At 67.4% G+C, this 25831-nt stretch carries 24 protein-coding genes; 8 read left to right on the forward strand and 16 right to left on the reverse strand.

The genetic code is table 11. The features are described from left to right. Nucleotides 1-87: 87 nt before the first annotated feature. Together IAG39_RS13410 and IAG39_RS13415 are read right to left on the reverse strand one after the other, a co-directional pair. Nucleotides 88-1050: a FecR domain-containing protein gene (locus tag IAG39_RS13410; RefSeq protein ID WP_118932101.1), complete on the reverse strand. Its 963-nt coding sequence runs from the start codon at nucleotides 1048-1050 to the stop codon at nucleotides 88-90. After that, nucleotides 1047-1553 carry a sigma-70 family RNA polymerase sigma factor gene (locus IAG39_RS13415; RefSeq protein WP_118932102.1) on the reverse strand — a complete coding sequence of 169 codons (507 nt, stop codon included), beginning with the start codon at nucleotides 1551-1553 and terminating at the stop codon, nucleotides 1047-1049. The genes IAG39_RS13410 and IAG39_RS13415 overlap by 4 nt, the downstream gene beginning before the upstream one ends. Nucleotides 1554-1723: 170 nt before the next feature. Here IAG39_RS13415 and IAG39_RS13420 point away from each other — a divergent pair, with 170 nt between their 5' ends. The 5 genes from IAG39_RS13420 to IAG39_RS13440 all read left to right on the forward strand — a co-directional run bounded on the left by IAG39_RS13420 (nucleotide 1724) and on the right by IAG39_RS13440 (nucleotide 8194). After that, complete coding sequence (locus tag IAG39_RS13420) at nucleotides 1724-3349, forward strand: methyl-accepting chemotaxis protein (RefSeq protein ID WP_118932103.1); 1626 nt, start codon at nucleotides 1724-1726, stop codon at nucleotides 3347-3349. A 224-nt stretch (nucleotides 3350-3573) separates the two neighbouring features. Then, nucleotides 3574-5046 carry a M20 family metallopeptidase gene (locus IAG39_RS13425; protein WP_118932104.1) on the forward strand — a complete coding sequence of 491 codons (1473 nt, stop codon included), beginning with the start codon at nucleotides 3574-3576 and terminating at the stop codon, nucleotides 5044-5046. A gap of 69 nt (nucleotides 5047-5115) precedes the next feature. Beyond that, nucleotides 5116-5673 (forward strand): DUF1415 domain-containing protein, encoded by a 558-nt coding sequence (locus tag IAG39_RS13430; protein ID WP_059373378.1) that lies wholly within the window; start codon nucleotides 5116-5118, stop codon nucleotides 5671-5673. 226 nt (nucleotides 5674-5899) lie between these two features. Continuing rightward, on the forward strand, nucleotides 5900-6886 hold the full coding sequence (locus IAG39_RS13435) for a Bug family tripartite tricarboxylate transporter substrate binding protein (protein ID WP_118932105.1): 987 nt from the start codon (nucleotides 5900-5902) through the stop codon (nucleotides 6884-6886). 9 nt (nucleotides 6887-6895) lie between these two features. After that, the gene (locus tag IAG39_RS13440; RefSeq protein WP_118932106.1) at nucleotides 6896-8194 is read left to right on the forward strand and encodes an alpha/beta fold hydrolase; all 1299 of its coding nucleotides are present in this window, start codon (nucleotides 6896-6898) and stop codon (nucleotides 8192-8194) included. 37 nt (nucleotides 8195-8231) lie between these two features. Here IAG39_RS13440 and IAG39_RS13445 read toward each other — a convergent pair whose 3' ends face one another. From IAG39_RS13445 to IAG39_RS13455, 3 genes are read right to left on the reverse strand one after another with little or no spacing between them, the layout of a single operon-like run. Then, on the reverse strand, nucleotides 8232-9203 hold the full coding sequence (locus IAG39_RS13445) for a Bug family tripartite tricarboxylate transporter substrate binding protein (protein ID WP_118932107.1): 972 nt from the start codon (nucleotides 9201-9203) through the stop codon (nucleotides 8232-8234). A gap of 3 nt (nucleotides 9204-9206) precedes the next feature. Beyond that, a complete protein-coding gene (locus tag IAG39_RS13450; protein ID WP_054456254.1) occupies nucleotides 9207-9659 on the reverse strand; it encodes a cupin domain-containing protein in 453 nt (150 codons plus the stop codon). A 10-nt stretch (nucleotides 9660-9669) separates the two neighbouring features. Then, complete coding sequence (locus tag IAG39_RS13455) at nucleotides 9670-11352, reverse strand: alkaline phosphatase family protein (RefSeq protein ID WP_118932108.1); 1683 nt, start codon at nucleotides 11350-11352, stop codon at nucleotides 9670-9672. A gap of 111 nt (nucleotides 11353-11463) precedes the next feature. Between IAG39_RS13455 and IAG39_RS13460 the strand changes: the two genes are divergently transcribed. Both IAG39_RS13460 and IAG39_RS13465 read left to right on the forward strand, forming a co-directional pair. Then, entirely contained in the window at nucleotides 11464-12369 is a 906-nt protein-coding gene (locus IAG39_RS13460) for a LysR substrate-binding domain-containing protein (protein ID WP_118932109.1), read from the forward strand. A gap of 159 nt (nucleotides 12370-12528) precedes the next feature. Next, the gene (locus IAG39_RS13465; protein ID WP_118932110.1) at nucleotides 12529-14112 is read left to right on the forward strand and encodes an FAD-dependent monooxygenase; all 1584 of its coding nucleotides are present in this window, start codon (nucleotides 12529-12531) and stop codon (nucleotides 14110-14112) included. Here the strand turns inward: IAG39_RS13465 and IAG39_RS13470 are convergent. Beyond that, nucleotides 14073-15110 carry a DUF4105 domain-containing protein gene (locus tag IAG39_RS13470; protein ID WP_118932111.1) on the reverse strand — a complete coding sequence of 346 codons (1038 nt, stop codon included), beginning with the start codon at nucleotides 15108-15110 and terminating at the stop codon, nucleotides 14073-14075. The two genes, IAG39_RS13465 and IAG39_RS13470, sit on opposite strands and share 40 nt — an antisense overlap. Before the next feature lie 27 nt (nucleotides 15111-15137). Further along, nucleotides 15138-16535 (reverse strand): HdeD family acid-resistance protein, encoded by a 1398-nt coding sequence (locus tag IAG39_RS13475; protein ID WP_059373356.1) that lies wholly within the window; start codon nucleotides 16533-16535, stop codon nucleotides 15138-15140. A 136-nt stretch (nucleotides 16536-16671) separates the two neighbouring features. Between IAG39_RS13475 and IAG39_RS13480 the strand changes: the two genes are divergently transcribed. Next, nucleotides 16672-17094 (forward strand): DUF1801 domain-containing protein, encoded by a 423-nt coding sequence (locus IAG39_RS13480; protein ID WP_118932112.1) that lies wholly within the window; start codon nucleotides 16672-16674, stop codon nucleotides 17092-17094. 14 nt (nucleotides 17095-17108) lie between these two features. Here the strand turns inward: IAG39_RS13480 and IAG39_RS13485 are convergent, their stop codons facing one another. From IAG39_RS13485 to IAG39_RS13525, 9 genes are all read right to left on the reverse strand, one after another. Continuing rightward, nucleotides 17109-18026: a polysaccharide deacetylase family protein gene (locus IAG39_RS13485; RefSeq protein WP_118932113.1), complete on the reverse strand. Its 918-nt coding sequence runs from the start codon at nucleotides 18024-18026 to the stop codon at nucleotides 17109-17111. 123 nt (nucleotides 18027-18149) lie between these two features. Continuing rightward, entirely contained in the window at nucleotides 18150-19541 is a 1392-nt protein-coding gene (locus IAG39_RS13490; RefSeq protein ID WP_118932114.1) for an FAD-binding oxidoreductase, read from the reverse strand. Nucleotides 19542-19746: 205 nt separating this feature from the next. Beyond that, the gene (locus IAG39_RS13495) at nucleotides 19747-21048 is read right to left on the reverse strand and encodes a UDP-N-acetylglucosamine 1-carboxyvinyltransferase (RefSeq protein ID WP_059373348.1); all 1302 of its coding nucleotides are present in this window, start codon (nucleotides 21046-21048) and stop codon (nucleotides 19747-19749) included. Nucleotides 21049-21133: 85 nt separating this feature from the next. Then, nucleotides 21134-21622: a hypothetical protein gene (locus IAG39_RS13500; protein ID WP_118932115.1), complete on the reverse strand. Its 489-nt coding sequence runs from the start codon at nucleotides 21620-21622 to the stop codon at nucleotides 21134-21136. A gap of 99 nt (nucleotides 21623-21721) precedes the next feature. Continuing rightward, on the reverse strand, nucleotides 21722-22207 hold the full coding sequence (locus tag IAG39_RS13505) for a nucleoside deaminase (protein WP_118932116.1): 486 nt from the start codon (nucleotides 22205-22207) through the stop codon (nucleotides 21722-21724). Nucleotides 22208-22309: 102 nt separating this feature from the next. After that, nucleotides 22310-22873 (reverse strand): hypothetical protein, encoded by a 564-nt coding sequence (locus tag IAG39_RS13510; protein WP_118932117.1) that lies wholly within the window; start codon nucleotides 22871-22873, stop codon nucleotides 22310-22312. 221 nt (nucleotides 22874-23094) lie between these two features. Next, entirely contained in the window at nucleotides 23095-23871 is a 777-nt protein-coding gene (locus tag IAG39_RS13515) for a DUF899 domain-containing protein (protein ID WP_118932118.1), read from the reverse strand. Between the two features lie 145 nt (nucleotides 23872-24016). Further along, entirely contained in the window at nucleotides 24017-24988 is a 972-nt protein-coding gene (locus tag IAG39_RS13520; RefSeq protein WP_165867804.1) for a hypothetical protein, read from the reverse strand. Between the two features lie 60 nt (nucleotides 24989-25048). Then, nucleotides 25049-25831 (reverse strand): hypothetical protein, encoded by a 783-nt coding sequence (locus tag IAG39_RS13525; protein WP_118932119.1) that lies wholly within the window; start codon nucleotides 25829-25831, stop codon nucleotides 25049-25051.

Here is a 25831-nt window from a genome sequence, read left to right on the forward strand (position 1 = left end):
TTGCGGACGTGAATGCTGCGGATATGCAGGTATCCCGAACGAGAAATAAAAAGTGCTACGGTTTTCGCGAATTTTTTTTGTAGAGGGCTATCTGGGTTCCACCACCACCCAATAAGCCGTGTAGCGCGACACGCGCAGCGGCAGGGCTCTTGCAAGCGAGGCCAGGATCCGGTCCGTGTCGTCCAGGGCGTACACGCCCGACACGATCAGGTCGGCCACGCGCGGGTCGCAGCGGATCACGCCGCGCCGGTAGCGCCCGACCTGGTCCAGGAAGTCCGCCAGGCGCAGCCGTTCGGCCACCAGTTGGCCGCGCAGCCAGGCCGGCGCCTGCTGCAGGGCGTCCGGCATCGGCTCGGCCGCCAGCGGCGTGAACGCGGCGGACTGGCCCGCGTCCAGGCGCAGGGGGTGGCCGCGGGAGGGCTGGATCTCCACCGCGCCTTCGTAGACGCCGACCCGTATCCGGTCGCGCTGTTGCTCCACGGTGAACCGGGTGCCCAGCGCCTGCACATCGCCATAGGCGGTGGCGACGAAGAAGGGGCGGCCCGCGGCAGCCGGGCCGTGGCCGGTTTGCACGTAGATCTCGCCGCGCCGCAGGACCAGCCGGCGCGCCTCGGCGGTGTATTCCATGTCCACGGCGCTAGCGCCGTTGAGTATGAGCCGGGTGCCGTCGGCCAGCATGATTTCGCGCCGTTCGCCTGCCGCGCTGCGATAGTCCGCGGCGTAGGGCTGCCAAGGCAGGCGTTGGGCCGCCAGGCCCGCGGCGCCGGCGCCCAGCACCGCCCAGCCCATCAGGCGCAGGGCTTTGCGGCGTCCCGCCTGCCGGCCGGAGCGGGCCAGCGCCTGGGCCGAGGCCTCGGGCGAAACGTCCATCAGCCGCGTGTCGATCCGCTGCACCTGCTGCCAGGCGCGTTCATGGTCCGGATGGGCCGCGCGCCAGCGTTGCCAGGCCGCGCGTTCGTCGGCGCTGGCTTCGCCGGACCACAGGATGACCAGCCATTCCAGTCCTTGCGCCAGTATCGGTTCGGGGATGTCCCCGTGCCGGGCGCTCACAGCGCGGCCAGGCAGGCTTGGGCGGCGCGCAGCATGTGCTTGCGCACCAGCGCCACCGACACGCCCAGGCTTTGCGCGATGTCGGAATAGGTCCGGCCCTCGAAGCGGGACAGGATGAAGACCTGGCGGGCGCGGGCGGGCAGGGCGTCCAGCGCGGCGTCCACCGCCATCAGCGTTTCCAGCGCCAGCGCGCGCGCTTCGGCCGAAGGCATGTGCGCTTCGGGCAGGCTGGCCAAGGCGTCCAGATAGGCGCTTTCCAGGGCGCGGCGGCGGTACAGGTCCACCACCAGACCTTTGGCGATCTGGGTGAGGAAGGCGCGCGCCTGGCCGGCTTCGGGCAGGCGGCCCGAGTTCAGCAGCCGCTCGTACGTGTCGTGCGACAGGTCGGCCGCGTCATGGGCGCAACCCAGCCGCCGCCGCAGCCAGCCCGCCAGCCATCCATGATGGTCGCGGTAGAGCAGGTTCAAGGCATGTTGCGCCGTGGGCTGGGTGGCCGCCGTCACGATGGGTTTCCGTCAGGTCCAAAGATTGCAAATGATAATCGTTGTTAATTGTGTTGGACAAGGGCGACGCCGAGGGAAATGCGTCATGCAATCAAATGAGATGTTTAACTTTTCATTGCAACCTGTCGTAAAGCATAGGTAGCCGCTATACGCAACCCGGAGTGACCCCAATGTTCCAGAATCTCAGTATTCGCGCGGTCTTGACGACCGCTTTAGCCGTTTTCTTCGCGCTTTTCCTGCTAACCGGCATCGCCGTCCACCAGCAGCTGACGTCCAACCGCAATTCCATCGAAGTGCTGCTGGACACCAACCTGGTCCGCGCCAATGCCGTGAACGGCGCCGGCACCGAACTGCTGCGCGCCCGCCTGGTGCTGCTGGCCGCGCAGACCGCGCTGATGGAAGGCAAGAGCCTGGACAACCTGGCCAGCATGCAGCGCCTGGACGGCTATACCAAAAAGGCCGGCGAGCTGATCGACCTGGTGCGCAAGACCCCCGAAACCTCGGCCCAGGGCAAGCCCCTGCTGGACGCGGCCCTGGCGGCCTACGACGTCTATCACCGCGACGCCATCGTGCCCATGATTGCGGCCATCCGCGCCGGCAACGCCCAGGATTCCAATCGCCTCAACCTGGAAAAAGTCACGCCGCTGGGCCTGACCTTTACCGCCGCCATCCAGAAATACGTGGACTATGCCGACGAGGTCGGCCAGCGCGTGGCGCGTGACGCCTCCACCCGCATCAACGGCGCGATCGCCGTCCTGGTCGGCCTGCTGGTCGTGGTGGCCGCGCTGGTGGTGGGCCTGTACGCGGTGTTCGGCCGCGCGGTGTTCCGTCCGCTGCATGAAGCCGGGCGCCTGTTCGACCGCATTGCCGGCGGCGACCTGACCAACCGCATCGAGCAACGCGGCAACAACGAAATCGGCGTGCTCTACGCCGCCGTCAAGCGCATGCAGGACAGCCTGGCGCGCACCGTGTCGGCCGTGCGCCTGGGCGTGGAAGAGATCCACACCGGCGCGCGCGAAATCGCCGCGGGCAACATCGACCTGTCTTCGCGCACCGAACAGCAGGCCGCCTCGCTGGAGGAAACCGCCGCCAGCATGGATGAGCTGTCGTCCACCGTGCGCAACAACGCGGAAAGCTCGCGCAGCGCCTCGGAACTGGCCGTGGCGGCATCCGAAGTGGCCACGCGCGGCGGTCAGGCCGTGGGCGACGTGGTCGGCACCATGCGCGGCATCGCCGACAGCTCCAACCGCATCGCCGACATCGTCGGCGTGATCGACGGCATCGCCTTCCAGACCAACATCCTGGCGCTGAACGCCGCGGTGGAAGCGGCGCGCGCCGGCGAGCAGGGCAAGGGCTTCGCGGTCGTGGCCAGCGAAGTGCGCGCCCTGGCGCAGCGCAGCGCCGCCGCCGCCAAGGAAATCAAGGGCCTGATCGACGACTCCGTGCAGAAGGTATCGATCGGTTCCGACCAGGTTGAAGCAGCCGGCGCCACCATGCAGGAAATCGTGACCTCGGTGCGCCGCGTGACGGACATCATCAACGAAATTTCCAGCGCGTCCGAGGAGCAGTCGCAAGGCATCCAGCAGGTCAACCAGGCCGTGTCGCAGATGGACAGCGTGACGCAGCAGAACGCGGCGCTGGTCGAGCAGGCCGCGGCGTCCGCGGCATCCCTGGAAACCCAGTCGCAGCGCCTGCGCGAAGCGGTGGCCGTGTTCAAGCTGCAGACCGGCCGCGTGATCGATGCCGATGCGCCGGCCGTAGGCCGCAACGGCGAACCGGCTTTGCTCGGCGCCTGAACGCGCCAGCACATGGCGGCCGGCCCGGATGGCTGGCCGTGAACGGGAACAAAGCCCCCAGCGCGTGTGCGACTGGGGGCTTTGTCCATGGGCCGGATGTGCGGTCCGTGTGGCGGCACCATTTCCCGGCGCCTATGACAATCAGGGACAAAAGATGCCAGCCGCGCCGCACAGGCATAAAATAGCGGATTGCCTACCCCCTCCCGCACACAGGATCCCGCGCCATGAACGCACGCATCCCCGAAGACGCTCTTCCTCCCACTCTGGACCCGAAGGCCTTGCAGGCTTTCGTCGACGAAAAATGGGACAACGAGATCATCCCGGCGCTGACCGACTACATCGCCATCCCGGCCAAGAGTCCGGCTTTCGACGCGGACTGGGAAAAGAACGCTTTCATCGAGCGCGTGGTGCGCGACGCCGCGCAGTGGGTCGAGGCACAGAAGGTCTCGGGCCTGAAGCTGGAAGTGGTGCGCCTGCCGGGCCGCACGCCCGTCATCTTCTTTGACGCGCCCGCCACCCGCAGCGACAACGGCGACACCGTGCTGCTGTACGGCCACCTGGACAAGCAGCCCGAATTCTCGGGCTGGCGCGCCGGCCTCGGCCCCTGGACCCCCAAGCTCGAAGACGGCAAGCTCTACGGCCGCGGCGGCGCCGATGACGGCTATGCCGTGTACGCCTCGCTGACCGCCATCATGGCGCTGGACAAGCAGGGCATTCCGCGCCCGCGCTGCGTGGGCATCGTCGAAACCTGTGAGGAATCCGGCAGCTACGACCTGCTGCCCTACGTGGACGCGCTGCGCGACCGCCTGGGCAACGTGGCCCTGGTGGTGTGCCTGGACTCGGGCGCCGGCAACTACGACCAGCTCTGGATGACGACTTCGCTGCGCGGCATGGTGTCGGGCACGCTGGAAGTGCAGGTGCTGGACGAAGGCGTGCACTCGGGCGACTCCAGCGGCGTGGTGCCGTCCTCGTTCCGCATCCTGCGCCATCTGCTGGACCGCCTGGAAGACAGCGGCACCGGCCGCCTGCTGCCGCAGAGCCTGCATTGCGAGATCCCCGCCGAACGCGTGGAACAAGTGCACGCCACCGCGCGCATCCTGGGCGACGAAGTCTGGCGCCGTTTCCCCTGGAGCTGCGGCGCCGACGGCGGCTTCGTGCTGCCCATGACGACCGAACCCGAACAGGCGCTGCTGAACCGCACCTGGCGTCCGACGCTGTCGGTGACCGGCGCCGAAGGCCTGCCGCCGCTGTCCAGCGCCGGCAACGTGCTGCGTCCGCGCACGGCCTTCAAGCTGTCGCTGCGCCTGCCGCCGCTGATCGACGCCGTGGCTGCCTCGCAAGAAATCAAGGCGCTGCTGGAAGCCGACGCGCCCTATAACGCCAAGGTGATCTTCAAGGCCAACGAAGGCGCCGCCACCGGCTGGAACGCCCCGGCCTCCGCGCCCTGGCTGACCCAGGCGCTGGACGCGGCCTCGCAGCAGTACTACGGCGCGTCCTGCGGCTATATCGGCCAGGGCGGCACCATTCCGCTGATGAGCATCCTGCAGAAGGGCTTCCCCAAGGCCCAGTTCATGGTCTGCGGCGTGTTGGGCCCCAAGTCCAACGCCCACGGCCCCAATGAATTCCTGCACGTGCCCTACGGCAAGAAACTGACCGCAGCCGTGGCCCAGACCATGGCCGCCATGCCGGCCGCGTAAGCGGCGGCGACGCTCTTCAAAGCGCGGGCCGCAACGCCCGCGCTTTTCTTTTTTCCAGGACGGACACCCATGATTTCCACTTCCGACGCCTATGCCAACGTGGTCGCTGAGACCAAGCACTGGCTGAACCAGGCCGTGATCGGCCTGAACCTCTGTCCCTTCGCCAAGGCGGTGCAGGTCAAGGACCAGATCCGCTTTGCCGTCAGCGACGCCACCGACGCCGAAGGCGTACTCACCGACCTGCAGGACGAACTGGCGCTGCTGGCCGAGACCGATCCGGAAAAGATCGACACCACGCTGCTGATCATCCCCGACGCGCTGGACGACTTCATGGACTTCAATGACTTCGAAGACCTGTCCGACCGTCTGCTCAAGCGCATGCGCCTGGTGGGCGAGCTGCAGGTGGCGACCTTCCATCCGCAGTTCCAGTTCGCCGACACGCAGCCGGACGACATCGAGAACTACACCAACCGGTCGCCGTACCCGATCCTGCACCTGTTGCGCGAAGACAGCATCGACCGCGCGGTGGAGTCCTTCCCGGATGCCGCCGAAATCTACGAGAAGAACATCGATACGATGAAGCGGCTGGGGCTGGAAGGCTGGAAGAAGCTGATGACCAAGGCCTGACGCCATCGGATCGCATACCAAATACCGCTGCTCGGAATAAAGCGTTCACCGTCTCCTGGTAAGCCTCGGGATATCCCTAGATAGCCCGTCCGCGGTATTGCATACAACATACTGACGCCGTGACAGCTCGCCGTAAGGTGAGCGGCCCGTGCGTCCTTTCCCTTCGATTGCTTTGCCCCGCGGCCTCTCCCGGGCGCGGGGGCGTTGTCCTTGCCTGGAGAGTTGTATGCGATTTACCCGCCGCCATGCCCTGGGCGCGCTCGCCGCGCTGCCTCTGATCTCGCGCCCCGCCTGGGCCCAGAACACTTTTCCGACCCGCCCCGTGCGCCTGCTGGTGGGCTTTGCCCCTGGCGGGCTGACCGATATCGCGGCGCGCGCCCTGGCCGAGCGCATGGGCAAGACCTTGAAGCAGAGCGTGGTGGTGGAAAACCGTCCCGGCGGCCAGGCCATCATCGCCACGGTGGCGGTGGCGCGCGCCGAGCCCGATGGCTACACGCTGGGCTTTGCCGGCACCAATGGCATGATCCTGAACCCCTTGCTCTACAACAACCTGCCTTACCAGCCATCGGACTTCAAGCAGCTGGGCTCCATGGGCAAGTCGCCGATGCTGCTGATCGTGCATCCCGAGCTGGGGGTGAAGAACGTGCAGGAATTCATCGCGCTGGCCAAGAAGAAGCCGGGCGACATCACTTGCGCGCACGCCGGCCGCGGCGTGATCAACCACCTGGCGCTGCTGCACTTCCAGTCCAAGACCGGCACCCAGTTCCAGGACGTGCCCTACAAGGGCAGCGGTCCCGCGCTGCTGGACCTGATGGCAGGCACGGTGCAGAGCACTTTCGACTTCCCGACCTCGGCGCTGCCCAACATCAAGTCGGGCAAGTTGCAGGTGCTGGCGGTGACCTCCGACAAGCGCCTCTCCAGCCTGCCGGACGTCCCGACCATGAAGGAGGCTGGCCTGGACGGCTTCGAACTCTATACCCGCATGATGATCTCGGGCCCGGCCGCCATGCCGGCGCCGGTGGTCGCGGCGCTGGAGAACGCCGTGCGCGAAGGCACGCGCGATCCCAGCCTGGTGCAGCAGTTCGCGGACCAGGGCGTGACCGTGGAGTTCACTTCGTCGGCCGACCTGGACAAGGTCATCGCCGACGAGTCCGCCATGTGGGCCCAGGTCATCAAGGCCAACGGCGTGCCCAAGACCGACCTGAAGAGCTAAGGAGCCACCGTGGCAGAACAACCCAGCATCACCGTCAGCCCGGAACGCGCCCTGATCGACGTGGCGCGCGAGATCCGCGTGAGCGGCTTTCCGGCCTATGCCTTCATCACCGTCACGGCCAGCATGACGATGTGCGGCGCGCCATGGCGCTCGCAAGCCGTATTCGTGGCCGGCCACGACGGCAGCCTGGACCTGGCCCGCGATTGCCCCGTGTCCGGCAGCTATGCCGAGCCCGCGGCCATGGGCATCGTCTGGTCCATGGCTTGCGAGGACGTGGCCAGCGTGGTGTTCCCGCCGGACCGGACCGAGCCGCTCGTCATCCGCATCGAAGCCAGCGACGGCCGCCAGTCCGCCGCGGCGACCCTGGTGCAGGAATTCCAGGCCGAAGGCGTCACGCACCGCAGCGTGCGCGAGCAGGTTGGCGGCATGACGCTGTCGGGTGAACTCTATACGCCCGCCGGCCCCGGCCCGCACCCGCTGGTGATCTACATGAACGGCTCGTCCGGCGGCGTCAACGCGCCGCGCGCGGCGCTGTTCGCGTCCCGTGGCTACCAGTGCCTGGCGCTGGCCATCTTCAACTACGAGGGCCGCCCCAAGTACCTGAACGACATGCCGCTGGAGTACTTCGAGCATGTGTTGCGCTGGGCCCGCGCGGAGCTTACGCCGCGCGACGGCTTCGTGGCCTTGTCCGGCATCAGCCGCGGGGGCGAGACCTCGCTGCTGGTGGCTTCGCATTACCCGGACTTGGTCAGCGCGGTGGTCGCCTACGTGCCGTCGCCGGTCATGCATGGCGTGGTCAGCGCCGGCGCGCCCGGCACCGGCCGCGACGCGCAGGTCTGGACCAAGGGCGGCGAACCGCTGCCGCATCTGTGGCAGGACAACACCAGCGCCAACTGGGACGCCGCCTACGCGTCCCAGCCGCCGTACCGCCAGACGCACGCCTTCCTCAGCGCCACGCGCGACAGCGCGGCGTTCGAGCGCGCCCGCATTCCGGTCGAGAACTATCCCGGCCCGGTGCTGCTGGTCAGCGCGTCGGACGACGGCTTCTGGCCCAGCACCGCCTACTCGGAAATCGTCATGCGGCGGCGCCAGGAACATGGCTTGCCCACGTTCCACCACGTCTGCATGGGCGCGGGCCATCACGTGCACTATCCCTGCCTGCCCGCGACCCTGATCAGCAAGCCGCACGCCATGTCCGGCCTGCTGCTGGACGCGGGCGGCACGCCCAGCGCCAACGCGGCGGGCAACGAAGGCTCCTATCTGGCGGTGCTGGAGTTCCTGGGCAGGGTGGGGGGCGTGGCGAAGTAGGCGGCCAGGCGGGCGGCCGGGCTAGTCCGCCCGGCCGTCATCCGTTGCGCAGCTTCTGTTCCGACACGAACGCCGACCAGCGCTGCAGCTCGCCGCGTATCAGCCCGGCGAACTCGGCCGGGGTGTTGGCCTGGGCGGCTTCCATGCCCAGGCCGGCAAGCTTTTCGCGCACCTCGGCGTCGGCCAGGATGGTCTGCATGGCGCCGCTCCATTTGGCGATCAGGTCAGGCGGCGTGCCCGCGGGCGCGACGATTCCCTCCCATTCCTTCAGATTGAATGCAGGCACCCCGGCCTCGGCCAGCGTGGGCACGCCGGGCAGGGCGGCCATGCCGCCATCGCGCGTGACGGCGAGGGCGCGCAGCTTGCCGGACTGCGCCAGCGGCACCGCGACGGATGCGGTGGCGAACATGGTCTGCACGTAGCCGCCCATCAGCGCCTGCGCCGCTTCCGCCGGCCCCTTGAACGGCACGTGCAGCATGTCTATGCCGGCCGCCTGGCAGAAGGCCGCGCCCAGCAGATGGGCAGGCGAGCCATTGCCGCCGGAACCGTAGCTGAGCTTGCCGGGCTGGCGCTTCGCCTGTTCGACCAGGCCGCGGACGTCGGCGTATTCGCTGCCCGGCGCCACCAGCAGGGCGTTGTACAGCCAGACCAGATTCGCGATCGGCGCGAAGTCGCCATCCGTGCGGTACGACACCTTGCCGAACAGCGCCGGCAGCACGGTATGCGTCAGGAACATGATGCCCACGGTATAGCCGTCGGGCGCGCTGCGCGCGACCGCGTCCAGCCCTATCATGCCGGTCGCGCCGGGCCGGTTCTCGACCACCACCGGCTGGCCCCACAGGCGCTGCAGCCTTTCGCCGATCACGCGCGCCAGCACGTCGGGCGGGCTGGCCGCGGGCAGCGGCACGATGATGCGTACGGGCTTGTCCGGGTACGCGGCGCGGGCGGCCCAGGGCAGGGTACAGGCCAGGGCGCCGGACAGGCCCTTCAGTAGCGTGCGGCGGCGCATGGTTCAGGCCGCGGACGAGACAGGCGGCATGAAGATCACGTCATACTCCGGCGCCACCGCAACGACCTCCGCCGGACTCGACATGTTGTGGATGCGCCGGTAGAGCTCCAGCAGCTTGCCCGCGGGCGCGGCCCAGAACAGCGCGGTGGCGGCGACGCCGGAATTGTTGAAGAAGGCATGCGGCACGCCACGGGGCATGCGCACCAGGTCGCCGGGGCCGGCCGAGGTCTTCTTGCCATCGAGCAGCAGGTCGATGCGGCCGTCCAGCACGAAGATGTACTCGTCCTGATTGGGATGCACGTGCGGCGGCACGAAGCTCTCTTCCGGAAACGTGGCGTGCCAGGAAATGCTGTCCAGGCTGACCTGCTTGGGCACGTACACCTGGCCCAGGATGTTCCAGGAGACGCCGTCCAGGCCGGCCTGGGCGCGGGTGATGTCGGGGGTTTCGAGAATCATGCTGCACTCCTCAGGATTGCGACAGCCGATCCAGCGTCGGCTTCACGAGCGGGTTGGATGATGCGAAACGGGGCTTGAACGTCTGCCTGGCGCGGGCCAGGTCGGCTTCGTCCCAGTAGCCGATCAGGATGCCGCCTTCGGAAATGCGCGGCTGGACTTCAATCGACTCGATGGTGCCGTCGGCCACCGTGGCGCGCTGGCGCGGCTGGCGGGCCCAGCGGAACAGCAGGTCCTCCATGCGCTTGCGCACCGCCTCGTGCGCGGGCGAGGCGCCCAGGTCGACGAATTCGTTCGGGTCTTCCTGCAGGTCGTACAGCATTGGCCGGTAGCCTTCGGCCAGCACGTACTTCCAGCGTTCATCGCGCACCATGCGCAGCCAGGCCTGGCGCGCGGGCGTGCCCAACGCGATGCGCGAATCCTGGAAGGCGTAGTCGTACTCGCAGATGACGTGGTCGCGCCAATCCGGCGGCGTCTGGCCGAACAGCAGGGGCCGCAGCGAACGGCCGTCCATGATGTGCGGCACCGGCACGCCGCCGCAGGCCTCAAGGAAGGTGGGCGCCAGGTCTATCGCCTCGACCATGGCGGCACAGCGCGTGCCGCGGGCGGCGTCGGCGCGCGGATCCGGGTCATAGACAATCAGCGGCGCGCGGATGACGGGTTCATGGAACAGGTCCTTTTCCCCCATCCAGTGGTCGCCCAGATAGTCGCCGTGATCGGACGTGAACACGATCATGGTGTTGTCGAACAGGCCGCGCGCCTCCATGAAGCGGAACAGCGCGCCGAGCTGGTCGTCGATCTGCTTGATCAGCCCCATGTAGCCGGGCATGACCGCCTCGCGCACGCCAGGCTCGGAGAAGGTCGCCGACACGCGATGCTGCATCATCGCCGCATACACCGGATGCGGGTCGGCGCGTTCGGCCTCCGATCGCACCACCGGCAGCGCGTCCTGCGCGCTGTACATGCCGGCGTAGGGCGCCGGCGCCAGATACGGCCAGTGCGGCTTGATGTAGGACAGGTGCAGGCACCAGGGCTGCTCGCCCGCCTCGGTGATGAAGTCCATCGCGCGGCGCGTGATGTAGGGCGTTTCCGAATGCTCGTCGGGCACGCGCGCGGGCAGGTTGGAATACTTCAGGAACCAGCCCGAGCGCACCCTGCCGTCCGTGTCGACCGCGGAATTGGCCCAGCTTTCCCAGGGGTTGTCGCCGCCATAACCCTGTGCGCGCAGATAGTCGTTGTAGCGCGGGTCCGGATCGTGGCCCGAATAGGGATGGATGCCGTCGTCGCGCTCGTAGGCGTCGAAGCCGCATTCGGCAATGCGGCGGCCAATGACGGAGGCAGGGTCTATGCCCAGCCGCGACATGCCGGCCGTGTCGGCGCGCATGTGGGTCTTGCCCACCAGCACCGAGCGCACGCCCAAGGGCCGCAGATGGTCGCCTATGGTCATCTCGCCGGCCTTCAGCGGCACGAAGTTCCAGCTGGCCCCGTGCGCATGCACGTAGCGCCCGGTGTAGTAGCTCATGCGCGACGGGCCGCAAACGGGCGACTGCACGAACGCCCGGTCGAAGATCACGCCGCGCGCGGCCAGCGCGTCCAGATTCGGGGTCTTCAGCCTGGGATGGCCAAAACAGGAAAGATGGTCGTAGCGCAGCTGGTCGCACATGATGAAGAGAATGTTCTTCACGCCTCGGGTCATGCTAGGCTCCTGTCTCCGATGGGCATGCAGGAATTCTATCGACGGCCTGCGCGCGCATCCCTTGAATTGTTTTGATGTCGATTACCCCAGGTAATCGGCCGGAGAGGCGGTTTGCGACTCCAGCATCTGAACCTGTTGCTCACCCTGGCCCGGACCGGCAGCATGCGCGCCGCCGCGCAGGTGCTGAACGTGTCGCAGCCGGCGTTGACCAAGTCGCTGCGCCAGCTGGAAGAAGAGGTCGGCGCCGAGCTCGTGGTGCGCACGCCCAAGGGCGTGCGGCTGGCGCAGGCAGGCGAGATCCTCGCGGCACGCGCCGCGGTCGTCATGCGCGAAATCGAAAAGGCTCGCGAAGACCTGGCCTGGCACCTGCGCGGCGCCGAAGCCCAGGTGACCTTGGGCGTATCGCCCGCGGCCGCGATCCTGCTGGCGCCGGGCGCGGTGGCGCGCTATGGCGCGCGCTGGCCGCAGGTGCGGCTGCGCGTGCGCGACACGCTGTATCCGCAGGCGCTGGAGCGCATCCGTTCCGGCGAACTGGACATGGCGCTGGGGCCGCTGCCCGAGACGGGCGGCGGCGGCGACCTGGCCGTGCAGCCGCTGTTCGAAAGCCAGTCGGTCATCGTCGCGCGGGCATCGCATCCGCTGGCAGGCGCGCGGCATCTGAGCGAGCTGGCCGAGGCGGCCTGGGTGCTGACGGGGCCGGCGCAGGGGCCGGGCGATCCCAGGGCGCTGTATGCCGACGAAACGCAGGCGCGCGCGTTGCACCTGCAGCTCGAATGCGAGTCTTTTTCCACGCTGCTGGCGTTGATGCCGCAGCTGGACCTGATCGGCATCATGCCCCAGGGGTTCCTGGACCGCTACGGGCCGACGTTGGGCCTGGTCCGGCTGGCCATCGCCGATCCCTTGCCCAAGACCGTCATCTATGTGACGCACCGCGCCGATGCGCCGCTGACCGTGCCGGCGCGCCGCCTGCTGGACGCGCTGCTGGGCGAGGCCGCGCAGCTGGCTGCCCACCCCTGAGCCGTAACGGATCGGTCCAAACGGTTGAGGCGCGCCGCAGACGCCATGCCAGCGGCGTAAGCCTCAATATCTTTGACGGTTGGCCATGCGCGGCCTTATTTTTTTGGATTCCTGCCGAGGCGCAATCCACGCCGCCTCGACATTCTCCAAGGCGACATCATGGTGATTGCAACGACAGTCCTGGTGGTGGGCGCCGGTCCGGCGGGCCTGCTCACCGCCGCCGAGCTGCAACGGCGCGGCGTCCAATGCCTGTTGATCGATGCGCACGAGCGGCCGCTGGAATGGGACCGCGCAACCGTGGTCCATCCCCGCTCGCTGGAGATCTTCGACTCGCTGGGCATCGTCGAGCCGCTGCTGGCCGCGGGTGTGAAGCAGCGCGGCGCGCGCATCCATGCCGACGGCAAGGTGCTGGGCGAGATCGACCTGGACCTTTGCGGCAGCCGCTACCCCTACAACATCGGGATTTCGGAAGAGGTCACCGAGTCCATCCTCGCCGATTATCTGGCCAGCCACGGCGGCAGCGTGCAGCGGGCCAGCAAGCTGGTGGACCTGCAGGAACGGCCGGACGGCATGCTGGCCAGGATCGAACGGCCGGACGGCGATATCGAAGTGCTGGCCGAGTGGGTGATAGGCTGCGACGGCCACCACAGCACGGTGCGCGAACTGGCCGGCATCGAACAGGACGGCCACGACATCAGCCAGCCTTGGGCGGTGTTCGATGCCGCAATCAGCGGCTGGCCCGAGATTTTCGAGGCCAACTACGCCTACCTGGACCGGACCCCGGTGATCCTGACGGCGCTGCCAGGCCAGCGCTGGCGCGTGTACCTGCGGCCCAGCGCCGAAGATTCCGATCTGGTGGCCGATGCCTTGTCCACGTTGCGGCGCTATCTGCCCCAGGCCAATTTCGAAGACGTGGCCCACCCGGCGCGCTTCCGTTGCTACACCAAAGTCGCGCGGCAATTCCGGGCCGGCCGCATCCTGCTGGCCGGGGACGCCGCGCATACCTGCAGCCCGGCCCAGGGCCATGGCATGAATAGCGGCCTGCACGACGCCGTCAACCTGGCCTGGAAGCTTGCGCTGGTCTGCGGCGGGCAGTGCTCGGATTGGCTGCTCGACAGCTACCAGGCGGAGCGCCGGCCGGCCGCGCAGCGCGTGCTGGCATCGGGCGACGAGGCCGAGAGCGCCCAATTGGCCACGGACCCCGACGTGCTGCGCGAGCGCAATGCCGCCATCCGCAAAGCCTTCGAGGACGGCGCCTCGCAGCATCACGAGGCGGTGGCCGAGGCGGAGCTGGACATCGACTACCGCGATTCGCCCATCGTCATGGGAGACCGGCACGATCCGGTTTCGCCCGGCCAGCGGCTGCCGGACCAGATCCCGATCCGCCTTGCGGCGGGCGGCGCGGGGATGCTGCACGAACGCACCCACCGCAAGGGCCATACGGTCTTCATCCTGGGCGGTCCGCGGACGTCCGCGGACGCGCTCGCCCAGGTCCGCGCCGCAATCGAACCGCTATCCGACGGCGCCATCATCGAGGCCGTGGTCGCCTTGACGGCGAACGGCGATATCGGCGGCGTGGACGGTTATCTGGATCTCTCGATGGCCGGCAGGCTGGGCGTGCGGCATATCCTGGTGCTGGCCGTCAGGGCGGACGGCCATGTCGGGCTGCGCTCGGAAGAGCGCCACGCGGAGACCCTGGGGGCTTACGTAGCGCGGCTGCGCACGCCTGCGCCGGCATCCTGATCGGGGGCGGGCGCCTGCGCCACGCCCGGCACGCCGCGCCGGATGTTGCGCGAGAATTCGGCCGCATCCACGGTGGCGCGGGCGCGCTGCGTGTAATGGCCCGCCTGCCGGTAGGCCTGCGGACTGTCCGCGCCTGCGAGGGCGTCCAGGCGGTACAGGTACTCGGGCAGATAACCGGAGAACAGCACGCGGTAATCGAGCGGCAGCCCCGGCACGATCTGGTCGGCCAACCGGTACACGATGGTGGTGCAGTTGCCCGTCAGCGTGTTGTAGAAGCGCGGCTTGTCCGCCAACCGGGTGGCGGTGTCCACATAGGACAGGAACAGCTTGCGGGCCGCGCCCTCTGGCATGTGCACGCGGTACAGATAGCCTTCCTCGCCGCGCACATTGGTGCGCACGCGCAGGCTGTCTTCCTCGGTCGAGGCCAGCACGGACAGCTCGTACTGGCGGAAGAAGCCGCCGATTTCCGAGAACTCGTCGTGCAGCTTGCGGCGGATCTCCACCGAGAACACCACGTATTGGCCGTCGCTGAAGCCGAACGACACCAGGGCGTGGGCGATGGCGGGCCGGCCCCAATAGGACAGCGCCAGGTCCACCGAGGCGAGGCGCGACAGATCGTAGCGGCGGGTCTCCCAACGCACGTCGTAGTCCGTGCGCGTGCGCCAGTCGAAATTGCGCACGTTGCGCAAGGTGACGATGTCGCCCTCGATGGTGCCTTGCGTCTGGCGCTCCACTTCCGGCATCCACTGACGGTCGTTGGACGGACGCACCCCCAGCCGCCACCAGGCCAACAGCGCCAGCAGCAGAACGCCGAACAGCCAGGCAGGCCAGGACTCTCCGATAGACAGTCCGACCAGCGCGGCGGCCGCGAGCGCGAGCCATGCCGCCGGCAGGACGGCGCGCGCGCGGCCGGGGAACGGAGACTGGAACCAGAGCGCCGCCGCGCCCCAGGCCGCGCCGGCCACGATGGCCACTCCGCCTACGATCTGCGCAATCATGGCGTCTTCATGCGCGTTGCGGGGCCGTCATTGCGCCCCTTGCGAGGATTCGGCCTGCTCCGCGTTGCGGGCCTGCGCCTTGCGGTCCTGCTTGCGCCAGCCCGCGCGCATGCGGGCGATCTGGCGCAGCGCGTCCTGCGACATCTTCCACCAGCCGAACGGGCGCGGGTCGGCCAGCATGCTGAGCGCGCGCGCATAGTCCAGGGTGAGGCCCGGGGTCCAGGCCATGGTCAGCGCGCGCTTGCGGATCTGCGCGGCCACCCACAGTTCAGGCGTCAGCAAGAGGCGCAGCAGCACGCGCCATCCTGCCTTCGGGCCATGCAGGCGTCCCACCACGCCGTCCAGCGCCGCTTCCAGCGCGCTGGACACCGAACTGGAGCAGTTGCGGTGCGTCAGGTTGTAGATCTCGGTCTTGCGGTACTCGTTCCAGAAGGCCTGCAGCTTGGCCGCGTCGTAGTTGCGGATGCGCACTCGCATCGTGGACGGCGTCCAGGCCTTGGATTCGGTGGCGTAGTCGGGCTGGTACACGCCTGGCACGTTGTTCTCGGCGGTGGCGCGCAGCAGAGTGCCAAACTGTTCCGGAGAGTGGTCGATCTCCCGGGCCGGATACAGGCTGATGTACACGCCTTCCGGCGATTCCAGCGCGGCGTGGCCGGTCGACACCACGCCGTTGATATCGACGGCGGCGATGTAGCGATTGACCACGGGGTAGTTGCGCGTCTCGGTCTTGGCCGAGCCCGACGGCGTCCAGACGTGGACGGTGAGCGCGCGCTCCGATTCCAGCGGGGGACCGTCGAACACCGTCTGTGCGGGCGCGTCGGCGCGCGTCGGCATGAAGTCCGGATGCGGATTGACGTCCAGCGCCGGGTTGGAGTCCAGGTGGCGGACGCGGCGCGCCAGCGACAGCAGCCGCAGCCCTGTAAACGCCAGGAACAGGCCCAGGCAGTATGGCACCGTGCCGACGTAATGGGTCGGGTAGGGCTGGAAAAAGAAAATGGCCAGCAGGATTTCCGCCACGCCCGAGGCGAAGACATAGCGCCAGCGCTCGTAGCGCACCACGTAGGCGGCGGTGCACTGGATCAGGCCGTCCACCAGGAACATGAGGCCGAACAGCATGGATAGCGCGAAATGCCCGTGATGGTGGCCGATCAGGACCAGGCTGCCGGCCGTCAGCACGATGGCGCCCTTGGCATAGCGCAGCACCCGCTGCCCGCCCACGCCGGACTTGGCGATCATCAGCGTGGCCAGGCCTTCGATGACCAGCAGCGCCGCGAAGAAATTCAGCGGGAAATAGACGGCGTTGTCGAGCGCGTCGATGAACAGCGTGACGCCTGTAATGCAGAGCAGGCCGCCGATGATATACAGCCCGCGGGCGCGCTTGCGCAGATAGTCCACGCCCAGCAGCAGCAAAACCAGATTGGCCATTGCGCTTGATCCTCCTCTTCCGTGACCCCGTTACGGTGCTAGATATTTGGTTTGCTAACCAAGTTAACAAATTTTCCGGCAGCTATGCAGGTATTCTTCCTGACGCATCCGTCTGCGATCGTTCCCGGGACATGGCATGAACACCAAGACCAGCCGCGCAACAAAAGAGGCAACGCAAGAGACACCCTCCAGCCTGATAGACGCCAGGATCCGCGAACTGGACGATTGGCGCGGCCAGACGCTAGCGCGCGTCAGGGCCATCATCAGGCAGGCCGATCCCGGCGTGGTAGAGGAATGGAAGTGGCGGGTGCCGGTGTGGTCGCGCGACGGCATCATCTGCACTGGCGAAACCTATAAAGGCGCCGTGAAACTGACCTTCGCCAAGGGTGCGGCGCTGGAGGACGCCACCGGGCTGTTCAACGCCAGCCTGGACGGCAACACGCGGCGCGCCATCGATATCCGCCAGGGTGAAACCCTGGACGAAACGGCCCTGGCTGCGCTGATCCGCGCCGCGGTGCGCCTGAATGCGGCGGGGAAATCGGCAGGCGCGAAAAAATAGCTCGCGCCTGAGGTTCAGGGCAACAGCCCGGCCTCCCGCAACAGCGGCTCCTCATACTCGGAGCCTTCCGCCGGATATCGCAGGTCCGCAAGCTTGCCGGCCTTGGCCAGCGCCCAGACGATGCTTTCGCCGGCGGGCAGCGTGTCGGGCGCCTGGGCGTACAGCGGATCTTCAAATGCGGCGCTCGCCGGGGCGATCGTCCAGCCCTGGGCGTTCAGCGCCGCAATCACGTCCGGCAGGGCTGCCGCATTGAGCTGGTTGGTGTGCAGCAGCATGACATGCTTGGGGCTGCGGCCCAGCACCTCGCGGGCCAGCCCGTCGTAATAGGCCGCCCGGTCCAGCAAATGGCGGACGTACCGCTGTTTCACGCGTTGGGCCCGGGCGGTGTCGCCCGCCTTCATGTGATCGGCATAGACGCGGCTGTAGTACCAGTCGCTGGCATCTATGGATACCAGCCCGTTCCTGTAGCGGTTCTGCGCCATCCAGTCCCGCATGCCGTCCCGCTTGGCTTGCGTATCGCCTTCTTTCAGGTACGGGAACCGCAGCATCGGCACGAAGGTAGGCAGGCTCCGCAGGGCGGCATCGGCGCTTTTTACGTCGGCTATGAACGCTTCCAGCGACACCTTGGGGTCGGCCAGGCTGCGGTGGCTGGCCGTATGGTTGCCAACCCAATGTCCCGCCCTCGACCATTGCGCCACCAGCGCGAGCCCGTCGGCGCCACCTATGCTGCGCAACGCGGGAAACAGCGCGGACTGGATCCCGTGCTTCTGCAAGGCCTCCAGCAGTTGGGAATTCCATAGCGCGGCCTGGGGCTGCTTATCGGGATCGAGTCCGTCGTCAAAGGTCAGGGCCACGGTCTGGGCGGAGCACCACGACGCCCATAGAGAGAAGCCGACGGCAAAAATGCGGCGTAGGGAAAAGCGGGAAGCCATGCAGGGAAGCAAACCTCGGATGTCGTTGCCACGCACGCCAGGAATTCCACCCTGGCGTCCCGTGCCCCGGCGGATGCCGGGGCATCAGGATAGCAGCCAGGGCAAACGGGCGCGCCGATCATGTCAGGCCCCCGCCGGCCTGATGTTCTGGTTGTGCCGGAACAGGTTGTGCGGGTCGTAGCGGGTCTTGGCCTGGACCAGTCGGTCGAAGTTCGGGCCGTAGGCCGCGCCCAGCCGCTCCGGTTCGTCCTGCGTCAGGAAGTTCACGTACACGCCTCCTTGCGCATAAGGCTCGGTGGTGCGGAACAGCGTCCGGGCCCAGGCGATGCAGCGCTCGTCTTCTTCCGGAAAGTCCCAGCGTCCGTGCACGTTCATGGCGAATTGCGCCGCACGGTGCGGATAGGCCATGGCGGACACCGGCACCTGCGCGGCCACGCCGCCGATGTAGCCCAGGAAGATCTCGCATTGCGGCGACGGCAGGTTTTCCACCGCGGCGACGATGGCGTCGATCAGCCCGTCTTCCAGGCCCCCCAGATTGTGCGACTTCCAGTAGTTGCGGGCGCCGGGCGTAAGCAGCGGGTCGAAGGCCTTTTGCCAGGCGCTGTAGGGCATGGGGCCCAGATGCTCGCCATAAGGCGTGCCGAAGCCGCGCACCACTTCGACCGCGGCCGGACCTAGTGCCGGATCGCCCGTATAGCACATGGCGAAGGCGACCATGGGCTTGCCGTGCACATCTTGAGGCAGGAAGGGCAGCGGCGGCGCCAGGCGCAGCACGGCCCAGACCGTCAGTTCCTGGGGCAACGTCGCCAGCGCATCGCGGTACTTCGACAGCGCTTGCTTGCCCTGTTCCAGCGGCAGCACCACCAGGCCGCCATACACCTCGGGGCCGACCGGATGCAGCTGGAATTCGAACATCGTGACCACGCCGAAATTGCCGCCGCCGCCCCGGATCGCCCAGAACAGGTCCGGGTTGTCCTGCTCGCTGGCGTGCAGCAGCTTGCCGTCCGCGGTGATGACGTCGGCCGAGAGCAGGTTGTCGATGGTCATGCCGAACCTGCGGGTCAGCCAGCCGAAGCCGCCGCCCAGCGTCAACCCGGCCACGCCGGTGGTGGAATTCACGCCCAGCGGCGTGGCCAGGCCATAGGCCTGGGCTTCGTGGTCGAAATCGGCCAGCGTCGCGCCGGGCTCCACATAGGCACGGGCGCGCAAGGGATCGACGCGCACCGACTTCATGGGCGACAGGTCGATCATCATGCCGTCCTCGCAGACCGCGGTGCCAGCGATGTTGTGGCCCGCGCCGCGCACGGACAGGACCAGGCCGTTGTTGCGCGCGAAATCCACGGCGCGGCGCACGTCGGCCGCGCCCGCGCATCGGAAGATCACCGCCGGCCGGCGGTCTACCATCGCGTTCCAGATCTTGCGGGCGTCGTCGTAGCCGGGGTCGCCCGGGCAGAGGACCTGGCCTCGGGCCGAGGCTTTCAGATCATCCAGGGCGCTATCGGAAAGTTTGCTCATCACACACCTCCTTGAAGGTGCTGCTTCGTGAACAACCTCTGAAACTGGGGCCTGCGTAGCAGGCCCTGGCCGCCTATGGGTTCGGGCGCGGCATGGGAGACGCCTCCTGGGTAGAGGGCCATGACCCGGAAAGGGCGGCGCGCCGCGCCGGGAGCCGGTCGGCCCGCTCCCGTTTTGCGCGCCGTGGCGTGCGTATCTGGAAAGCTTACTCCTCGCTGGTCCATTCCACCTGCACGCCGAGGCTGCGCAGGTTCTCGACGAAGCGCGGATGGGCGCGGCGGATCGGCGTGGCGTTGCGGATTTCCGAACGGCCGTCGATGCTGCTGGCGATCATGAAGAGGGCGATGGCGACGCGGATGATGTAGGGGCTTTCGACCACTGCAGGCGTCAGCGGCCGGCCGCCGAACGTGATCAGGCGGTGCGGATCGGACGAAAACACGTGCGCGCCGAACTTGGACAGTTCGCCGGCCCAGCCCAGCGCGCCGTCGTAGACCTTGTTCCAGAACATGGCGTTGCCCTCGGCGCACACGCCCAGCGCGATGAAGATGGGCAGCAGGTCCACCGGGAAATAGGGCCACGGCGCCGCCTCGACCTTGGTCAGCACATTGCTGGTGAAGGGCGTCTGCACCTTCAGCGGGCCCGAGCGCAGCGCGCGCGACCAGCCGTTCTCGTGCACGATCTGCACGCCGAACTTGGCGAAGGTGCGGTCGATCAGCGGGAAGTTCGCGGGCGTGCTGTTGCGCACCACCACGTCGCCGCCCGTGATCGCGCCCAGCGCGAGAAAGGTGGTGATCTCGTGGAAGTCTTCCTCGAAGGTGAATTCGCCGCCGCCCAGGCGGGCGCCGCCGCGCACCGTCAGCCGCGAGGTGCCGATGCCGTCGATGTCCGCGCCCATCATCGCCATGAAACGGCAGAACTCCTGCACGTGCGGCTCGGAGGCGGCGTTGGTCAGGGTCGATTCGCCCTGCGCGGCGGCGGCGCACAGCACGAAGTTCTCGGTGGTCGTCACCGAGGCATAGTCCAGCCAGTGGTGGGTCGGCTTCAGGGGGCCGCTGCTGCGGACCAGCAGCGAGCCGCTGGCGCGCTCCACTTCGCCGCCGAAGGAGCGGAAGATGTCCACGTGCGGGTCGATCTCGCGCACACCCAGGGTGCAGCCCTTGACGTTGTCTTCCAGCCGCGCCACGCCGAAGCGGGCCAGCAGCGGCGGCACCAGCATGATGGACGAGCGCATTTCCTCGGGCAGCCGGTGGCGCGCGGCGTCGAAGGCGGTGTCGCGGTGGTGCAGGTCCAGGGTGCGGGTGGACTCGTCCAGCCGCACCTCGCTGCCCAGGGTGCGGAAGATGTCCAGGATCTTGCGCACGTCGGTGATGTCGGGCACGCCGTGCAGCCGCAGCGGCTGGTCCGTCAGCAGGGTGGCGCACAGCACCGGCAGGACCGCGTTCTTGTTGGCCGAAGGGATGACGCGGCCGCGCAATGGGGTGCCGCCGTGGACGATGAGGTTGGACATGGAGCGAGTAGGACGAAAAGAAAGAGGGAGGGGAGCCGCCAAGGCTCCCGGTAAATTCACACTGTAAGGGGGCGTGGCACCCGTGTCATGCCGGCTTGGCGGCGCCGGGGCCGGGATTCTTGCGGATCAGGACCCAGCCGCCTATGGTCAGCGCCAGGCCGGCCCCCAAATAAGGCAAGCCGAAAATCAGCGCCCAGAAAAACAGCGCCGTATAGGCGTCGTTGGCCGCCTGCTTGCCGCCGGTGGCCGGATTGAAGATGCCGGGTTCCATTGCAAGCAGGGCGCCGAGCAGGTTCAGCAGGACGGCCAGGCCGAGCATGGCGCAGCCCCAGCCGATCAGGCGGCGGAAATTGGGAATGCGGACCAGCGCCGCGACGAGCGCCAAGCCTATCAGCAGCGACACGATGCCCGTCGTGATCAGCATTTTGTCCAGCGCTGCCATGTAGGCAAGCCCAGTCAAGTCCGCCAGCCCGAACGCGTGCTGCATGACCGGATTGACGACGCCGCCGCTGGCCCAGGCGACGAGCAGGCCGAACGCAATGCTGGTGAGCCACTTGGTCAGGGCAGAGGGCATGCGGGAGTCCTGTTCATAATGCGGTGCAGCGAGAATACTGCGGATTGCTGCTGACGATTGAGACGGGCGGTAACCGCGATCCAGGCAAGGCGCCGCCGCCTAGGGCCGGCGCCGCATTCTTTCCTGGTGCAGCAGCCTGACCTGTTCGGCGAACTCCGGCACCGGTCCTTCGACGGGAATGCCGTCCACGACCTCGGCGATGGCCAGCGGCCGCACCTTGGACGTGGGGGCGACACCCCATTCCCGCAGCCATTCACGGTATTGCGCGGAGGAGCTGGCATAGACGATGCGGCCCAATCCGACCCAGCCATGCGCCGACGCGCACATGGAGCAGTGTTCGCCCGAGGTATAGACGGTGCAGGCGGCGCGTTGGGCCGCCGGCACATTGCTGGCGGCCCAACGCGCGATCTCGAATTCCGGATGCCGCGTGCGGTCGCCGCCGGAGACGTGGTTGTGGTCTTCGAACAGGACCTCGCCGTCGGGCGAGACCAAGACCGAGCCGAAGGGCTCGTCGCCAGCTTCCAGCGCCTGTCTGGCGAGTTCGATACAGCGCGCCAGGTGCTTCTTGTCCGTTTCTGTAATCATGCGAGCCTCCTTGTGTATGCCGCGCGGCGCGTGGGGACCGGCGGCTGTGGGTGGGGAGGCCGCCGGCATGCATCCGCAAGCATAGCCTTCTTGCAGGCTGGCTCAGTAATACACGTCCACGTAGTCCGTCAGCCCGCCGCAGGCTTCCATCTGCTGCAGGCGCCAGTACTTGCGCTTGCCGGTCGCGCGGAACTCGAATTCGCCGTTGCGCTCGCAGCGCCGGCCCTTGTCCGGCGCGTCCAGGATCAGGATCGTGCCGCGGAAGATGAAGCGGTCGCTGGCGATGGAGACGATATCGCCCTTGATCTTCAGCGTGCCTTCGTGGTTGGCCTGAGTGCCCTCGATGCGGACCACGTCGTTTTCATCCGTCGCGGTCAGGTGGCCGCGCTGGGCGGACCAGAGCCATTGCAGCGTGATGCCGCTGTTGTTCATCAGGCGCTCGTAGGCGGCCTGGTTCTGGATGTCGGTCTTCTGCGCCGAACCCGAGGGCGCGGCCGCGGCCGGAGCCGCAGCGGTCGGGGCAGAAGCGCCTTGATGCGCCCTCACTTGGGCCGCAGCCATCGTCGGCACAGCCGCGGCCATGGCCAGGCTTGCCGCCAGCAGCAGGCTGGACATCCGCTTTTTTCCCAGGGCGATGGGGGTGTCGCGCTCGAGGTTCTTGTGCATGGTTCTCGTCAAGTAAGGGTAGGAGGGCGCGGCCGCCCGGTCCGGGCAACCTGACGGGGACGCCGCCAGGGATGCGCCTGGGCCGAGGGTCGGCGGGCGCATAACTTAGCATGGTCATCGGACCCCGATAATTGCTGTTGTTTGAGCTTGTGTATCCATTGGTTATTTGCATTACCAATGAATACCGCCAGACGCCGCGCCAGTCCATGCCCCCCGCCCACTCACTGTTTGGCGGCTGCGCTCTGCGCCCGGAAGGCGGCTTCGCCCGCATCGGAAATCTCGACCCATTTCCTGTCGGGCGCGGCGTCCGGCACATAGCTGTCGTGCCAGTTCCACCACTTGTAGGTCGGCGTCTGCGGATAGCCCTCGGGCGAATCCTCCCAGACTTCCTGGCGCCCCAGCGGCGTGATGTCCAGGTAGTTCCAGGTGCCGCCCATCTGCTCGTCGCCGCGGTTATTGAGGAAGTAGGTGCGGAAAATGCGGCCGCCGTCGCGATAGAACACATTGGTGCCATGCCACTCGTCCACGCCGAAGTCGGCATCGAAGCCGTCGGTCAGCGTGTACCAGGGCATTTTCCAGTCCATCTGCGCTTTCAAGCGCGCGATGTCCGCCTGCGGCGCGCGGGAAACAAAGACCAGCGTGGTGTCGCGGGCGTTCAGGTGCGCCAGATGAGCGACCTGGTCCGCCACCATGGAGCAGCCGCGGCAGGCATGTTCCGGCCAGCCGTACACGCCCGGTTCGAAAAAGGCGCGGTAGACGATCAGTTGGCGGCGGCCATCGAACAGGTCGGGCAGGGCGAGCGTGCCCGAGGGGCCCTCGAACACATAGGTCTTGGCCACTTCCGTCCAAGGCATGCGCCGGCGTTCGGCGGCCAGCGCGTCGCGGGCGCGGGTGTGGGCTTTTTCCTTGACCAGCAACTGCTGGCGGACGGTTTCCCAGTCCTGGGGCGAGACGACCGGGGGCGTGCGCATGGGGGTGCCATTGCTTGATGCAGTCATGATTTCCTACCTCCTTATCGCGGGCCGGCGCCCTGGCGCAAGGGTCTGCGCGCAGACTGGCTGCTCGGCGGCCTGGAAACAGTCTGGCATCGCCGGGCAGAGAGGGGGGAGTAACAAATCCGGCGCAATTCCGCCGGCGGCCGGCTCAGAAACTTACCGCCAGGCCCACCGAGAAGCCCGACACGTTGTTGCCGAACACATAGCGGCCCACCAGCCGGGTGCGGGTGATGATCATGTTGTAGGCGCTGGAGTCCAGCTCAAGGCCGGCGCCCACCGAGGTCAGCCGGTCGAAGCCCAGGATGCCGCGCTGGTCGCCAAGGAACTCCGAGTGCGTCAGTTCCAGCACGTAGCGCAGCGGCCGTTGCAGCATGACGAATCCCGTGGGGGCGCGGTAGCGCGCCCACAGATTGGCCGATTGCGCCGTGGCATGGCCTTGCACGGCCGCGGAGCTGTCGAAGCTCTGCAGGCGCAGGTCCGAATAGCGCAGCTCCACGTCGACCTCGTAGCCGGGTCGGTAGTGCTCGTAATCCAACATGAGCGAGCCGCCCAGGCCGTAGGCGTTGAGCGAACCCTTGTCCAGGAAATCGATGTCCTTGCCAGTCTGGCGTCCCACATACCAGCTGGCCGCGCGCAGGTCGCTGGTGACATTGCCCAGCGCGAAATTGAAGATGGGGCGCAGTTTCAGTTCGTCCGTGAGCTTGAAGTCCCAGCCGATGCCGCCCGTGGCGGATACGCTGTTCCACTTGGTGGGGACGGTGCGAGACTCCGCCCCTTGCGTGGCGACGAAAGTCGGATCGTAGCGGCTCCAGGCCAGCACGCCTTCAAGGTAGATGGGCACGGATTTGGAAATGGTGTCGCCGCCGCCCAGCTGCGACATGGAGAATTCGCTGGACCCGGAGACCGATCCAGTGCCGGCGCCGATGTTCAGGGCGCTGGTCGTGATGTCGGGCACGATGGAGAACGACATGATGGCCAGCACGCCGTTGGCGCGCTTTTGCAGATCGTCCTTGCTCAGGCGCAAGCCTTGCTGCGCCAGGGCGGGAGCAGCCGCTGCGCAGGCCAGCAGGGCAAGCAGCCAGCCCATATGTCGTTTCGCCATGCTCAGGGGCAGGGGCATGTCATCTCCGGAACGAATGCGTGTCCAATGGCGGCAGCCAGCCTTGGGGCGTCAGGCAATCTACGGGGCCGCGGCAGGCGGGTCAACCATGGATTGGCGCTGGGCTGCCAGCAGAGCGTCGCTCTGGTCGATGCGGATGGTTCCTATCCGCGGAAATTCGAAATCCACGATGATGTAGATCGCCGCCGTCATGACCACCGCATAGACCAGCTGGTGCAGCATGCTGTCGCGCTGGGCGACCGCCAGTTTGGATCCGATGAGGCAGGCGCACACCAGCGCCAGAAACACCAGGAACGCGTAGGTGGCGACGGGGGGATGGACCTTTTGCGCCACGGTCTGGGCGGTGGACACGTCGAACATGTCATTGACCGCGCCGATGTACGACGCCGCGAAGGGCGGCACGGTATTGCGGGCGGCGCTCATCGACGTGGTCCAGATTTCTTTCTGCAGCGCGCCTACCCGGCCTGCGATCGCTTCGCGCTGGCCCAGGTCGGAAACGTGGCTGTAGTATTCGATGCGCCCGTCCACGTAGCGCCGGAACTGCTCGCGCAGCTTGGGCTGGTCCGCGGCATTGAGCATGTCGATCCGCAGCCAGGCCGTGCCGATGGCGTTGACCTCGAGCACCAGGAGGTTGCGGCGCTCGGCCATGCGCTGTGCCGCGCCCGAGAACGTGAAAGCCACCAGCAGGCCCAGCAGCGCGAACACGGACGCCTCGATGGCGGCGGCGCCGGCGCCGCTCTTGTCGTCGGCGCGATGGCCCAGGCGCTTGCCGATGCGCATCGCAAGCAGCAGCAGCGCGAAGAACAGGACCGCCAGACCCGCCAGCAGAAGGGAATAGTTCAT

The organism is Achromobacter xylosoxidans, assembly GCF_014490035.1.
GTDB classification, from domain to species: domain Bacteria; phylum Pseudomonadota; class Gammaproteobacteria; order Burkholderiales; family Burkholderiaceae_B; genus Achromobacter; species Achromobacter bronchisepticus_A.

Coding starts and splice junctions, on each gene's coding strand:
- IAG39_RS13420 (WP_118932103.1), top strand. CDS start 1,724: ATGTTCCAGAATCTCAGTATTCGCGCGGTCTTGACGACCGCTTTAGCC.
- IAG39_RS13425 (WP_118932104.1), top strand. CDS start 3,574: ATGAACGCACGCATCCCCGAAGACGCTCTTCCTCCCACTCTGGACCCG.
- IAG39_RS13430 (WP_059373378.1), top strand. CDS start 5,116: ATGATTTCCACTTCCGACGCCTATGCCAACGTGGTCGCTGAGACCAAG.
- IAG39_RS13435 (WP_118932105.1), top strand. CDS start 5,900: ATGCGATTTACCCGCCGCCATGCCCTGGGCGCGCTCGCCGCGCTGCCT.
- IAG39_RS13445 (WP_118932107.1), bottom strand. CDS start 9,203: ATGCGCCGCCGCACGCTACTGAAGGGCCTGTCCGGCGCCCTGGCCTGT.
- IAG39_RS13450 (WP_054456254.1), bottom strand. CDS start 9,659: ATGATTCTCGAAACCCCCGACATCACCCGCGCCCAGGCCGGCCTGGAC.
- IAG39_RS13455 (WP_118932108.1), bottom strand. CDS start 11,352: ATGACCCGAGGCGTGAAGAACATTCTCTTCATCATGTGCGACCAGCTG.
- IAG39_RS13465 (WP_118932110.1), top strand. CDS start 12,529: ATGGTGATTGCAACGACAGTCCTGGTGGTGGGCGCCGGTCCGGCGGGC.
- IAG39_RS13470 (WP_118932111.1), bottom strand. CDS start 15,110: ATGATTGCGCAGATCGTAGGCGGAGTGGCCATCGTGGCCGGCGCGGCC.
- IAG39_RS13475 (WP_059373356.1), bottom strand. CDS start 16,535: ATGGCCAATCTGGTTTTGCTGCTGCTGGGCGTGGACTATCTGCGCAAG.
- IAG39_RS13480 (WP_118932112.1), top strand. CDS start 16,672: ATGAACACCAAGACCAGCCGCGCAACAAAAGAGGCAACGCAAGAGACA.
- IAG39_RS13485 (WP_118932113.1), bottom strand. CDS start 18,026: ATGGCTTCCCGCTTTTCCCTACGCCGCATTTTTGCCGTCGGCTTCTCT.
- IAG39_RS13490 (WP_118932114.1), bottom strand. CDS start 19,541: ATGAGCAAACTTTCCGATAGCGCCCTGGATGATCTGAAAGCCTCGGCC.
- IAG39_RS13495 (WP_059373348.1), bottom strand. CDS start 21,048: ATGTCCAACCTCATCGTCCACGGCGGCACCCCATTGCGCGGCCGCGTC.
- IAG39_RS13500 (WP_118932115.1), bottom strand. CDS start 21,622: ATGCCCTCTGCCCTGACCAAGTGGCTCACCAGCATTGCGTTCGGCCTG.
- IAG39_RS13505 (WP_118932116.1), bottom strand. CDS start 22,207: ATGATTACAGAAACGGACAAGAAGCACCTGGCGCGCTGTATCGAACTC.
- IAG39_RS13510 (WP_118932117.1), bottom strand. CDS start 22,873: ATGCACAAGAACCTCGAGCGCGACACCCCCATCGCCCTGGGAAAAAAG.
- IAG39_RS13515 (WP_118932118.1), bottom strand. CDS start 23,871: ATGACTGCATCAAGCAATGGCACCCCCATGCGCACGCCCCCGGTCGTC.
- IAG39_RS13520 (WP_165867804.1), bottom strand. CDS start 24,988: ATGCCCCTGCCCCTGAGCATGGCGAAACGACATATGGGCTGGCTGCTT.
- IAG39_RS13525 (WP_118932119.1), bottom strand. CDS start 25,831: ATGAACTATTCCCTTCTGCTGGCGGGTCTGGCGGTCCTGTTCTTCGCG.